The sequence below is a fragment of the Mucilaginibacter sp. PAMB04168 genome (genome assembly GCF_039634365.2).
Taxonomy (GTDB): domain Bacteria; phylum Bacteroidota; class Bacteroidia; order Sphingobacteriales; family Sphingobacteriaceae; genus Mucilaginibacter.
On sequence record NZ_CP155079.2, the window covers coordinates 3,017,385 to 3,031,934 of the forward strand.

7 protein-coding genes are annotated in these 14,550 nt (G+C 43.9%); 4 read left to right on the plus strand and 3 right to left on the minus strand.

Annotated elements, in window-relative coordinates; translation table 11 throughout:
• Positions 1 to 781: 781 nt before the first annotated feature.
• Positions 782 to 6,388 (plus strand): MG2 domain-containing protein, encoded by a 5,607-nt coding sequence (locus ABDD94_RS12795; RefSeq protein WP_345952570.1) that lies wholly within the window; start codon positions 782 to 784, stop codon positions 6,386 to 6,388.
• 62 nt (positions 6,389 to 6,450) lie between these two features.
• The gene (gene pbpC, locus ABDD94_RS12800; protein WP_345952571.1) at positions 6,451 to 8,913 is read left to right on the plus strand and encodes a penicillin-binding protein 1C; all 2,463 of its coding nucleotides are present in this window, start codon (positions 6,451 to 6,453) and stop codon (positions 8,911 to 8,913) included.
• Here the strand turns inward: pbpC and fabF are convergent.
• On the minus strand, positions 8,910 to 10,151 hold the full coding sequence (gene fabF / locus ABDD94_RS12805; protein WP_345952572.1) for a beta-ketoacyl-ACP synthase II: 1,242 nt from the start codon (positions 10,149 to 10,151) through the stop codon (positions 8,910 to 8,912). The two genes, pbpC and fabF, sit on opposite strands and share 4 nt — an antisense overlap.
• A gap of 100 nt (positions 10,152 to 10,251) precedes the next feature.
• Positions 10,252 to 11,199 (minus strand): Smr/MutS family protein, encoded by a 948-nt coding sequence (locus ABDD94_RS12810; RefSeq protein WP_345952573.1) that lies wholly within the window; start codon positions 11,197 to 11,199, stop codon positions 10,252 to 10,254.
• Positions 11,200 to 11,343: 144 nt separating this feature from the next.
• Here ABDD94_RS12810 and ABDD94_RS12815 point away from each other — a divergent pair, with 144 nt between their 5' ends.
• Entirely contained in the window at positions 11,344 to 12,009 is a 666-nt protein-coding gene (locus ABDD94_RS12815; protein ID WP_345952574.1) for a phosphatase PAP2-related protein, read from the plus strand.
• 45 nt (positions 12,010 to 12,054) lie between these two features.
• Here the strand turns inward: ABDD94_RS12815 and ABDD94_RS12820 are convergent, their stop codons facing one another.
• Positions 12,055 to 12,414: a hypothetical protein gene (locus ABDD94_RS12820; RefSeq protein ID WP_345952575.1), complete on the minus strand. Its 360-nt coding sequence runs from the start codon at positions 12,412 to 12,414 to the stop codon at positions 12,055 to 12,057.
• Positions 12,415 to 12,864: 450 nt separating this feature from the next.
• On the opposite strand from ABDD94_RS12820, the gene ABDD94_RS12825 reads away from it, so the two are divergent.
• Positions 12,865 to 14,364, plus strand: a complete 1,500-nt coding sequence (locus ABDD94_RS12825; protein ID WP_345952576.1) for a malate:quinone oxidoreductase — start codon at positions 12,865 to 12,867, stop codon at positions 14,362 to 14,364.
• Positions 14,365 to 14,550: the final 186 nt, after the last annotated feature.

Consider the following 14,550-nt stretch of genomic DNA (forward strand, 5'->3'; position numbering starts at 1 on the left):
TCATATCTCTTAATTTTTTTATCGTGAATGTTTTCTGTAGCATTCCGAAGGTTGGTTTAATTGAGGTTGGAGGTTTTTGGAAGCATACAAGCGTTAGCCGGTGTTGCACGTGAGCGTTTTCATGTCGATCATTTTAAATGGTTAGCAATTGGTTTTATTATTCTCAAGCAAGCTGTTTTAGAACATATAGCAGTAAGACAAGACGACTGTCAAGTCCTGTCATTTCTTTACTGTTTTCTGAATCTGGTAGAAAGCTGATGCTTAAATCATCATAATTGGCGATGTAAACATAATAGCTTTTTTCACAACCCACAAGAGAAAATAACTCATAATATACTGTAAAACAAACACTTATAAATAATTTGATACACTTCAATCACAAGCCATAACTTGCATTATGCTGTATTTTAAGCACAAAACGAGGGGTTTAACTAATAGGTGATACGCTTAATTAACAATGAACTTTTTTTTACTTTTTTACCGGCACCCATGCGTTGTCTCTATTTGCGCCGCCCTATACGGTTAAGAGGCAGGGAAATATAACTTGTGCAGGTTTGTAATGCTTGCGCGACCTTTGATAACAGAGAATACTCTTTTATTATCTTCTTCTTCTGCGTAGCTCAATACATTTCATGCAAGGGATTTAAGTTCAGGCACGGGGCAAAAAAATCGTAATCGATTGCAGATTATGGTGCACAATTAATTTGTTCCAATAGCTTACAACTATTGTTTTCCATATAAATACTTTATACATTTCAGCCGTATTCTCATCCTTACCTACATGAAACTTAGCTTAAACCTTTCACCACTCGTTAAGCGATTACTGGCCGCTGGCCTGGTGCTCGCCGTGGTAATCGCCGGTATTTTAGTTATCAGGCAAAAGCATAAAAAGAAAATTAATCCTGAGTTTTCAAAATATATTGAATCTTACACAACCGGCGTCATATCCCGGCAAAGCGTCATCCGCATTAAACTATCCAACCAAGTACAAACCAGCCATGCCAAAAACGAGGAGATTAAGGATGGAATTTTTGATTTTTCGCCATCGGTAGACGGAAACGCTTACTGGGTTGATGCCCAGACTATTGAATTTAAGCCAAAACAAGCGTTAATTCCAAACAAAAGCTATGATGTCTCCTTCGCCCTTAGTAAAATAACAGATGTACCCGATGAACTGGACGATTTCGAATTCAATTTTGAAACCATTAAGCCCGATTTTAAAGTAGATTTTGACGGCTTACAAACTGCAACAAACACTTCATTAGATAAAATGAAGTTCACAGGTAACATACAAACTGCAGATACGGAAGATCCGGCTAAGGTGGAAAAGATGATCTCCGTTAATTATCCATCGGCTACACCTATTACCTGGCAGCATAACGAGGCTACACGCATTCATCAATTTACCATCAATAATATTAAGCGCTCGGCTAGCAACCCAACACAATTAGTTATTAAATATGACGGCCAGCCGCTGGATATTGACGATACACAAAGCACCGAATTTGAAATACCCAAAATTGGTGATTTTAAAGTGCTTGCTATAAAAGCCCTGCAAGATCAGGAACAGTTTGTGCTGATCCAACTATCCAACCCAATTATGGTAGGCCAGGAATTGAACGGCTTAACCGGTATTAGCAATGTTGCAGATGCAGCTTACACTATTGATGGCAGTACCATTAAAATATATGCACCGAACCGCCTGGAGGGCAATTACACCGCTTTTGCCAATGATGGAATTGAAGACATTACGCATAAAAAAATCACCAGAGGTTTTACAGCTAATGTGTTTTTCGAAAACCGCCTGCCCTCAGTCACCATTCCGGGCAAGGGCGTCATTTTACCAGATTCAGGACGCCTGTTAATGCCTTTTGAGGCCGTTAACCTCAAGGCGGTTGACGTAAGCATTGTGAAAATATATGAAAATAACATTCCGCAATACTTTCAAAATAATGGCTTTGATGGTAATTACCAGCTAAGGCAGGTAGGCAAACCCGTACTCCAAAAAACTATCAGACTGGACGATGACAAGGGCCTTAACCTGGGTAAAAAGAACCGATTTATGCTGGATGTGGATCACCTTATGCGTACGGAGCCGGGAGCCATATACCGTGTAGTGATAGGTTTCAGGCAAGAGTATTCATTGTACAATTGCAAAACCGCCCAGGCAACAATTAAAACGCAGGCTGATGAAGACTCCAATGAGGAATATGAGGAAGAAAGTGACTATGGCAACAACAACTCAGGTATTGACGAGGATGATGAATTTTGGAGCCGGTATGATAATTTTTACCCCACTGGCTACAAGTGGGATGAGCGTGACGACCCCTGCAGTACATCTTATTATAACCAGGACCGGTGGGCTACCCGAAACATACTTGCCTCAAACATTGGTTTGATTGCCAAGCGCGGTAGCGATAACAGTATGGTTGTGGCGGTAACCAATATTATGGATGCCCAGCCTATGAGCAAAGTAACGCTTGAGCTACTTGATTACCAGAAACAGGTAATTGCAACTACCACGTCAGACGGAGACGGTTTAGCAAAGTTCAATCTAAAACGCAAGCCGTACTTGCTGGTTGCTAAAAATGGCGACGAGCGCGGCTACTTGAAGCTTGATGACGCCGGAGCCTTACCTCTTACACGCTTCAACGTAGGTGGTGAGCAGGTACAAAAAGGCTTAAAAGGGTTTATTTATGGTGAGCGCGGCGTTTGGCGCCCCGGTGATTCTATTTTCGTTTCTTTCATCTTAGAAGATAAGCTCAAAACGATTCCAGAAGATCATCCGGTTGAGTTTGAGCTATACAACCCGTTAGGGCAGCTTTATACCCGGTTTACACGCAATAAGGCCTTGGATGGATTTTACAGCTTTCACACCGCTACAGCCACCAGCTCTCCTACCGGTAATTGGACAGCAAAAGTGAAGGTTGGCGGCGCTGTGTTCGAAAAAAGCATCAAGGTAGAGACCATTATGCCTAACCGCCTTAAGCTAAACCTGTCATTCGGTAACCAACGCGAACTTACAAAAGGTAGCAGCACTGGCGGCACATTAAATGCGCGCTGGTTGTTTGGCGGTATTGCTCAAAACTTGAAAGCCAAGGTTGATGCATTTGTATCTGCACAAAAAACCAGGTTTAAAAAGCTGGAAGATTACGAATTTGACGACCCTACCCTGGCTTTCAACACACAAACGCAAACCATTTTTGATGGCCGCTTAGATGCTGAAGGTAACGCGCCTGTTAATGCTGATATAAATATAGAAAAGCAAGCACCCGGGCAGCTAAGGGCTAACTTTTTGGTGAAGGTGTTTGAGCCTGGTGGTAATTTCAGTATACAGCAGGTAACCATGCCCTACAACGTTTATAGCGGCTACGTGGGCATTAAAACGCCCGAAGGAAGTGCTATGACAGGCATGCTGGAAACCGACAAGGATAATACGATTGATATAGTAGATGTAAATAGCAAAGGCTTATTGTTTGCAGGTGTGCGCAATGTAGAAGTTGAGGTTTACAAAATACACTGGCGCTGGTGGTGGGACGAAACCGGTGACGAATTAAGTAACTTTACGCAAGACCAGTATAACAAATTGGTTACCACTCAGACGGTGCAGCTTACCAACGGCCGTGGTAAATGGAACCTAAGAGTTGATAAAAATGACTGGGGCCGTTACCTGGTACGAATAAAAGACCCCGTAACGGGGCATGCTACAGGAAAGGTAATTTACGTTGATTGGCCAAACTGGTCTGAACGATTGCAACAGGGCAACCCAACCGAGGCAGCTATGTTATCGTTCACGGCCGATAAGCAAACTTATAAAGTTGGCGAAGAGGTTACGCTTACTATACCAACTGGTGCCAATGGCAGGGCTTTGATTAGTATTGAAAATGGCAGCCACGTTATTAAAACAGATTGGATAAGCACCGAGCGGGGCCAAACGCGCTACAGGTTTAAATTAGAACCGGGCATGGCACCTAACATATTTGCAACGGTTACGCTGTTGCAAAAACATGCCCAAACATTAAACGATTTACCCATACGCATGTACGGCACCATTGGCCTGCAGGTAGAAGATCCTGCCACCATATTGAAGCCGGTTATCACTATGCCAGATAAGTTAAGGCCGGAAACCCAGTCGGCAATAACCGTTTCAGAGTCGTCCGGCAAAGAAATGACCTATACCATTGCCTTGGTTGATGAAGGCTTGCTTGATTTAACCAACTTTAAAACGCCCGACCCTCACAGTGCGTTTTATGCACGCGAAGCACTGGGTGTAAAAACGTGGGACCTGTTTGATTATGTAATTGGTGCTTTTGGCGGAGGCCTGGAACGCATATTAAGTATAGGCGGCGATGGTAGCGGCGTTGGCAATGGTAAAAACGTATCGGTAAACCGCTTTAAGCCTGTGGTTAAGTTCCTGGGGCCTTTTCACTTGGGCAAGGGCGAAAAACAGACACGTAGATTTATCCTGCCACAATATATAGGCTCGGTTAGGGCAATGGTAATTGCGGGACACAACGGTGCATATGGTTTTACCGAAAAGGCAGTGGCAGTTAAAAAGCCGTTGATGATACTGGCCACACTGCCGCGTGTACTGGGGCCGTTAGAAAAGGTTCAGTTACCAATCACCGTTTTTGCCATGGAAAATAATATAAAAACCGTGAGCATTAAAGTTCAGTCCAATGCATTCAGTAACCCGGGCAGTAGCTATCAAAAAACTGTCACATTCAATAAGCCGGGCGACCAGTTAGTTTCATTTGACTTGAACGTGAAGGATTTTGTGGGCGTAGGCAAAGTAAAAATTATTGCACAAAGCGGAGGCGAAACTGCCGCTTACGATGTGGCACTCAATGTACGAAACCCCAACCCGCCTATAACGCATATTATTGAAAAAGAATTGAAACCGGGCGAGGTATGGAACACTACTTACACCGCCATAGGCATGAACGGCACTAATAAGGCCACGCTTGAGGTGTCCTCCATCCCTGCCCTTAACCTAACTAAACGCTTAAGCTATCTGGTGCAGTATCCGCATGGTTGCGTTGAACAGACTACATCCGCAGTTTTTCCGCAGTTATATTTAAGTCAGCTGATTAGTTTAACTCCGCGTCAGAAAGCGGAAGCTGAAAGCAACATCAAAAATGGTATCAGCCGGTTAAACGGATTCCAGGTACCAAGCGGTGGCCTAAGCTACTGGCCTGATGGCGGCGAAGCCGATGAGTGGGGCACTAACTACGCCGGACACTTTATGCTGTCGGCCCAAGCAAAGGGCTATAACCTACCGGTTGGATTTTTAGAACAGTGGAAAAAGTTTCAAAAACAAAAAGCGTTAAACTGGTCGCCAGATCCGCACGATTTCTTCGACTCGGGTTTAATACAGGCTTATCGTTTGTACCTGCTGGCTATGGCTCGTGCGCCCGAGCTGGGTGCCATGAACCGGCTTAAAGAGTTTAAATACATTAGTCCGGAGGCTAAGTGGCGTTTGGCAGCAGCTTACCAGATGGCCGGCCAGCCCGAAGCAGGCCTGCGGCTTATAGCCGGATTACCAACAATGGTTAAGCCGTACAAGCAAATGGCTTATACCTACGGTTCCGATCTGCGCGACGAGGCAATGATACTGGAGACATTGACGCTGCTGGGGCAACGGGCAAAAGCATCGCGCATGGTTTACAGTGTTGCCGCCAAACTATCTCGCGATAGTTGGTACAGCACCCAAACCACTGCTTATTCACTACTCGCCATAGCGCAATACTGCGGGCAAAACAAAACAGGCAACCGCTTGCAATTTGATTTACAAGCCGGAAGTATCAAAAATACTGTAAACGCCCAAAACTACTTATGGCAATCTTCTATCGCTGCTAACGGTGGCCGGGCAGTTATTAAAAACAAGGGTAAGAACTTGTTATACCTCCGTTTAATACAACAAGGCACGCCTTCACTGGGCCAGGCGGTAGCATCTAACATTAATCCCGATATTTTGCAGATGCAGGTCAATTACTATACCCTTAGCGGCAAACCCATAGATCCGACCATGCTAAAGCAAGGAACCGATTTTGCGGCGCAGGTAATAATAAAGAACCCCGGACAACGAGGTGCTTACGCTAATATGGCGCTTACACAAATCTTTCCATCAGGTTGGGAAATTTTAAATACCCGTATGATGAACAATGACGAAGTATTCAAATCGTCTCCGGCTGATTATCGAGACATTAGGGACGACAGGGTTAATACTTATTTTAGCTTGAGGGAAGACCAGCAGGTAACATATTATGTAATGTTGAACGCATCTTACACGGGCAGGTTCTATCTACCTGCCACCTATTGTGAAGCTATGTATGACACTTCTGTTAATGCGCTACAAAGCGGCCAGTGGGTTGAGGTAATAAAATGACATGACTAGTGTTATAAACTGTGTTTTGAACGGCTATGAGATTTTTTGACATAGCGCAGTAAATGAAGAATAATTCAGAAATGCACACTTCCGTTAGGTGCAACATAGCATTCAAAAATACGCTTAAGCAGCCAAAGGTATACATACCTTTGGCTGTTATATTATTCCTTTGTACTGCGTTTTGGTTTTGCCTGCCTAAGCCGCTCTTTAAACGACCAACATCTTATGTTATTGACGACGAGCAAGGGCAGCTTTTGGGCGCAGCCATAGCGGCCGATGGGCAGTGGCGTTTTCCGTATGACGAAGCCGTACCCGATAAATTTAAAGAATGTATCATTGCTTTCGAAGACAAGCGCTTCAGGCACCATCCGGGTGTAGACGTGCTGGCTTTTGGGAGGGCGATCCGTCAAAATTTAAAGAGCCAGAAAGTAAGCAGCGGCGGCAGCACGCTTACTATGCAGGTGATACGCTTAGCTACCCACCACCGTCGTACCATTTGGAACAAAATGATTGAGATGGTAATGGCGCTGCGCTTGGAACTTACCTATAGTAAAGAAGAAATATTGGCCCTGTATGCCAGCAATGCCCCATTTGGCGGCAATGTTATTGGATTAAACGCAGCAGCATGGCGTTATTACGGGCGCAGTTCCGATAAGCTCTCCTGGGGAGAGATGGCAGCAATGGCAGTTTTGCCTAATGCCCCCTCGCTGGTACACCCAGGTAAAAACCGTAAGTTGTTATTAAAAAAGCGCAACCTTTTGCTGGACAAACTAGCTCAAAAACACATCATCGACCAAAGCACTGCCGAGTTGTCCAAACTTGAACCGATGCCCGATAAGCCCTTAAAACTTCCACAAATTGCCCCTCACTTATTAGAACGTTTTAAGGCCGAGCATCCACCACAATCATTATTTAACACCCGTATCAAAACTACTTTGAGAGCCGGTTTACAAGAACAGGTAACGGCCATTTTAGAACGTCATCATCGTATTTTGAAAGCCAATGAAATCAATAACCTGGCAGCTGTTGTGCTCGATGTGGAAACGGGCAAGGCATTAGCCTATGCCGGCAACATTTTTCACCCGGCAGATGAGGGTCTGCAGAGCAATGTAGATGTGGCCAATGCGCCTCGTAGCCCGGGCAGTACCCTAAAGCCCATGTTATATGCAGCAATGTTACACGATGGCTTCATTTTGCCTAATACACTCGTACCCGATATACCAACCCAAATAGCCGGTTACCATCCCGAAAATTTTGATTTGGGTTATGATGGTGCAGTGCCGGCTTCCAGAGCACTGGCCCGTTCCTTGAATGTACCTGCGGTAAAAATGTTGCAGAAGTACAAGTACGAACGTTTTTACGAGGTGCTTAAAAAAATGAGCATCACTACGCTCAACCAGCCGGCAGACCACTATGGCTTATCGCTTATTTTAGGCGGATGTGAAAATACGCTGTGGGAATTATCTGGTGCTTATGCCAGTATGGCCCGGGTGCTTAATCATTATAATCAAAACAATCGTTACTCAGCTGCTGATTATCATGCACCTGTTTACCAAGCAGCCCCGTTAAACCAACCAACCGAAAAAAATGGATTGTTGGATGCCGGTTCAGTTTACTACACTTTTCAAGCGATGGAAGAGGTGATGCGACCGGGCGAAGAAATGCTTTGGCAGCAGTTCGCCTCAACTCAGCGTATAGCCTGGAAAACCGGCACCAGTTTTGGCTTTAGAGATGGTTGGGCTATAGGTGTTACGCCCAAATATGTGGTGGGTATTTGGGTGGGCAACACCACTGGCGAAGGAAGGCCCGACCTAACTGGCATTAACACTGCCGCACCTGTATTATTCGAGATCTTCAGGCTTTTACCCGTTGCACGCGATTGGTTTAAAGCACCGGTAAACGCTATGGTGAAGATTGATGTATGCAAGGAAAGCGGATGCCGTGCAGGTGAATACTGCGAACATATAGCACAAATGTGGGTGCCTTCCGGCGGACTGAAATCGCCGGTGTGCCCCTACCACCAATTAGTTCATCTGGATGCCACCCGGCAGTGGCAGGTAACTACCGATTGCGAATCACCAGAACAGATGGTGCATCAAAAATGGTTTGTTCTGCCACCGTCTATGGAATATTATTATAAAGCCCGCAATTATCAGTACCGCACCTTGCCACCATTTAGGAGCGATTGTGCCGTAGCCGATAAAGGCCAGCCTATAGAAATTATTTATCCTAAAGATGACGCCAAAATATACATACCCATAGAGGCTGATGGTACACGCGGCCGCATGATATGTAACGCTGCACATAGGCAACCAGGCATAAAAGTGTTTTGGCATTTGGATAACCAATACCTGGGCGTAACGCATGATTATCACCAAATGGCCCTAACAGCGCCGCCCGGCAAGCATATACTTACACTGGTAGATGCAAACGGAAATACTGTTAAAGTGAGATTCACTGTTTTGGACAAGGAAAAGCCGCGTTACGGCTTTTCCTCAAATAAATCCAAATCTCGAATTACCTAAACCTTTTTAAATACCACTACAGCATTATGGCCACCAAAACCAAAGGTATTGCTCATGGCTATATTAACGGTTTTTTCTACAGCGTCGCCGGTTACTATACGCAGGCCAACAGGCAATTGGGAGTCTAAAGTAGTGGTGTTAATAGTAGGCGGCACCAAGTTGTCGGTTACTGCTTTTACAGAAATTATAGCCTCCACCGCACCGGCAGCACCCAGTAAATGCCCCGTCATGGATTTGGTAGCACTAACCGAGAGTTTGGCACTGTCGCCAAAGGCGGAATAGATAGCTTTTGCCTCACTAATGTCACCAACCGGGGTTGACGTAGCGTGGGCATTCAGGTAATCTACGTCGTTGTGTGTTAAGCCGGCATCTTGCAAAGCCAGCTCCATTGCTTTAATAGCTCCTTTACCCTCGGGGTGTGTTGCAGTAATGTGGTAAGCATCCCCAGTCATCGACGACCCTGCAATTTCTGCATAAATGGTTGCACCGCGTTGTTTCGCATGCTCATACTCTTCCAATACCAATACACCTGCACCCTCACCCATCACAAAACCATCGCGCTCAACATCAAACGGTCTTGAAGCCGCCTCTGGATCGGTATTACGGGTTGATAAGGCCTTTAGCGCATTATACCCGCCAATAGAGCCCTCGGTTATAGGCGCATCTGCACCACCAGTAACAACAATTTTGGCTTTTCCCCAACGTATGTAGTTCAGCGCATCCATAATGGCGCTATTGGCGCTGGCACAGGCCGATACTGTGGTGAAGTTAATACCCATTAAGCCATACTTTATGGATATTAACCCTGATGCCATGTTAACCAGCGTTTTGGGAATAAAGAACGGGTTAAAATGCGGCTCATGATTGGTTGCTGAATACTCTTTGATCTGCTGCTCGAAAGTCTCAAAACCACCCTGTGCCGACCCGAAAATTACACCCACATCATAGGGTGACATCGCATTAATGTCAAATCCTGAGTCTTCGATAGCCTGTTTAGCAGCAATGAGGGCGTACTGAGTAAACAGGTCATTACGTTTTACTTCGCCTTTGTCCAGATACTGCGCTGTATGAAAATCATCGGGCAGCTGTGATGCGAATTGTGTTTTAAACTTTGATGTATCGAAACGGGTTATTGCTTTTGCGCCGCTTCTTCCATTTTTAATGTTGTTCCAGAAAGTGGCTACATCAGTTCCTAACGACGAAACCACGCCCATTCCTGTAATTACTACTCTTTTCATTCTTATTATTCCGGTAGCGCATTAAGCTTATACGCACCGTTATTATGGTTTATACTTCCTATTCTATCTGATAAACGATTACTATAAACACGAACGTCTATCACTTCAACAAAACCTTGGTTGCGCCATATCCAAATTTTTCTTTACGGGCATCCATAAATGTTTGAACCTTTTGATGCTTGCTCAATTGCTTATGCAACTCATTTCTAAGCGTGCCGTTACCAGCACCGTGTATAAATGTTATCTCAGGCAATTGATGAACTATCGCCGCGTCAAGCGCCTTTTTGAAATGCTCAAGCTGCACACGCAAAATCTCCTGGCTACCCATAAAGTGATGATCCTGGCGCAGCTTTTCTATATGTAAATCTACTTCACTTAAAGGTTTCTCCACCTCCTGTTTCTCGACAGCAGGTTTAAAAAAGCTTTCTTTAAGCTTCTCGGCATCTATAACCATTTCCGGCTCGTCCAGCCGTATGAGCCAACCTTGTTGATTGATGACTGGCAAAGGCTTTTTAGCGCCTGCAAAATCTTTGGCTTTAAACTTATCGCTGAAAACTAAAGGCTGCGCAGGCTTCATATCTTGCTGGGTATAAAATAAAATCTGCAAGTTAAATTTAGGCCACACTTGTATATCAGCCAATTGAGCGGAGTAAATAGCAGTAGCGGATTTTGGCTGCAGTATACCGATAAACTCCCCTTTAAATTGCTGCTTTTCGGTAATCAATGTAACCATCAATTGGTATGACGTTTCATTAATCAAATGAAAGTGTACAACGGAGGCTGCCTTAACATCACTTACAACGCCCAGGTAAACACCATTTGTTTTAAATTCACCAGCCGGTACAGCCAACGTTCCGCGCACGTCACCGCCAGACGCCTGGCTGCCAGATTGGTGGCCGTGCACCGTCGTAACCTTACTAGCCAAAACTGGTATTTCAAAATCATCATCGCCAGTTACGCCAATCATTTGCTCGTCAAAAATGCGGGTCACATATCCTTCTCGCCTTTCATCAACAAATCGCACAAAATCTCCAAGCTTATATTTCATATTGTAAAAAATTTACAGGCGCAAAGGTAATGTAATAAGTAATTGTTTATCACAACTTGAGTAACATCCTATTAATATTCACATTAAAATGATTTAACATATCATATAAAGCATTAATTTTGCAAGCCTTATTTAATTTGAACGGTGAGCCGAAACGCAACAATATCATTAAGAAAAAACTGGAAAGCTACCTGGGCTTGTACATCGCAACGTTCGCTGATGGTAACGGGGTCGGTGATTGTGGCCATTATATTATCGGCCATGCCTCACTTTTTTCAGTACATTGAAAAACGCCCGGGCATACAACTGCACGATTGGGTGCTAGCTCAAATCCCTCCTACCGATGTATCGCTTTATATATTCCTTATAATTTGGGGTATGGGCTTATTAACTTTGGTACGGGCTATTCAGTCGCCTGCTATTTACGTACGTTATATATGGTTGTATATAGTGATATGCCTAACCCGGTTACTTACTATAACGTTAGTGCCACTTGCAGCCCCAGCCGGACTGGTTGAGCTTGTTGACCCTATAACCGGCATATTTTACGGCCATACCGTTGTTACCAAAGACTTGTTTTACTCAGGTCATACATCTACGTTAATTACAATGTATTTTTGCTTAACCAAAAAAAGCGACCGCATTTTATCCATAATAGCAACTGTAGCGGTGGGCTGTTTATTGCTGGTACAACACGTGCATTATACGATTGATGTATTGGCGGCCCCGGTTTTTGTTTACCTGTTAAACCGGATTATGACAAATACTTTGTTTTACAATCAAAATTTTAATCAGACACAACAGCCATAAAAAAAGCGGGTTCAATTAATGAACCCGCTTTTTTTATGGACCTTTTTACTGCGTTTTACTACGCTTTAACGTAGTAAGAAAATCTGCTCCGTTATACGTTATTTTTAATTTGATTGAATCCTGGTAAACTTTGCCAATATGCGTGGCGGTGCTTCCGTTAAGGTCTACTTTAAAAGAGATCATGTCTTTGTCAATCTTCCCATCGGTAATATCAGCTGTACCCAGCGGTGTATCAGATGTGCCTGTGAGCTTATCGCCGTCGGCTTTAAAGTTGTAGGTTAAAGGTATATCGTTGCCATTGTAATCAATATAACCGCTCCACTTACCGCTAACATCGGCCAATATAACGCAGAACAAAACGCCGCAAACGGCCAGCACAAAAGAGTTGAAGATTTTTGAATTCATAATCATTTAACCGGTTGTTTGATAAAGATATTACTAAAAATCAAAAATCCTAAATGTATTTAAACTTACCGTTGCCCCGATGTTATACTTACAGTAGCACATCGAAATATATTTTACAAAAAACTAATTATTAAATCATTTAAAGAGGCAAGGCTATGAATGTAACCGAGTATATAACTAAACGACCTGGTGGATGAGCAACAAGTTGAGGTTTGGTTTTAAGCAATGGCTGGCCCGCCCAATTGATTTTAAGTGCTGTAAAACAAAATACCCAAAGAGTGCTTTGATGTAAATGAGTCCTATTACAGAGGGGAGTAAGTTGCTAGAGAATTAAGTCTACTAATCTTGTTGACAAAAAAAATGTAATTTTTACGTTGAAAGTCGTAATATCACACGTTTTAATTAGGCACAAAGCAAATTGCGTGTACATTTGTACCGTTCAAACCAAAAATGACTAACACCGAATATACACAGAAACCTGAGACTGATGTAGTACTGATTGGCGCCGGCATCATGAGCGCCACATTAGGGCTGATGCTTAAACATCTCCAGCCCAATCTTACTATAGAAATTTTTGAAAGGCTGGATGTAATGGCTGCCGAAAGCTCGGATGCTATGAACAACGCCGGCACCGGACATTCTGCTTTTTGCGAGCTTAATTACACTCCGCAACTGCAGGATGGAACTGTTGACATATCAAAGGCTATAAAGATCGCCGAACAATTTGAGGTTTCTAAGGAATTCTGGTCGTTTTTAATAGAGCAGCAGATTATACAATCTCCTAAAAACTTCATATACCCGGTTCCACACATGAGCTTTGTTTGGGGCGATGCCAATGTATCGTACCTTAAAAAGCGTTATGAAGCTCTTGTAAAGCATCATTTTTTTGCTGGCATGGAGTATTCAGAAGATGCACAATTACTGCAGAACTGGATACCCTTAGTAATGGAAGGCCGCCAGAACGGCGAGAAGGTATCAGCTAACCGGATGGATTTAGGCACCGATGTAAACTTTGGTGCATTAACTAACAGCTTGTTTAATTACTTAAAACAACAACCTGGCGTTAACCTTCACTTGCAGCATGAAGTGCGAGACTTGTCTCGCGAAAAAGATCAAAGCTGGCGTGTAAGCGTAAAAGACCTGGCTACAGGCGCAAACCGTAAGCTTAAAGCAAAATTTGTGTTCGTAGGCGCTGGTGGTGGTGCCATTCACCTGCTGCAAAAGTCGGGCATTCCCGAGAGTAGAGGTTTTGGTGGTTTCCCTGTTAGCGGACAATGGCTTGTTTGCCATAACCAGGAAGTAATTGAGCGCCATCAGGCGAAGGTTTATGGTAAAGCGTCGGTAGGTTCGCCGCCGATGTCGGTACCTCACCTGGATACCAGAATGATTAATGGTAAGAAGTCATTGTTATTTGGCCCTTATGCAGGTTTTTCCACCCGTTTCCTAAAAAAGGGATCGCTGTGGGACTTATTCGGATCTATTAAACCGGGCAACATCTTCCCGATGATGAAGGCTGGTATCGACAACATCCCGTTAACTCGTTATCTGATTAGCCAGGTTACGCAGTCTCAAGATGACCGTTTGGCCGCTTTGCGAGACTATTTCCCCAATGCCAGAAAAGAAGACTGGGACCTAGACATTGCCGGACAGCGTGTGCAGGTAATCAAAAAAGACCCTAAACGTGGCGGTGTGCTCGAATTCGGCACCGAGGTTGTTACAGCAGCAGATGGTAGTATTGCAGCCTTGCTTGGCGCATCACCGGGAGCATCAACTTCTGTATCCATCATGGTGCAATTAATAGAGCGTTGCTTTAAAGATCAGGCAAAAACACCTGAATGGCAGGAAAAGTTGAGAGGCATGATTCCTTCATACGGACAATCTCTATCTAAAAATGCACAACTGGCTAATGAAACACGCGAACGGACAAGTAAAATACTGGAGTTAATCTAGTTATCTTCAAATACACTTGATAACTTACACAACATCTTTTATCTCGTCTTAAACGACTGTCGGAAATCGTGTCAGATCATGCTCTTATATTAAATGCATGATCTGACACGATTTATTGCTAATATCCTAAACGGCGCTTTTTATTTTTGATTGAGTCCAGTGCCTTTGCTCCTACACTTCATTCAC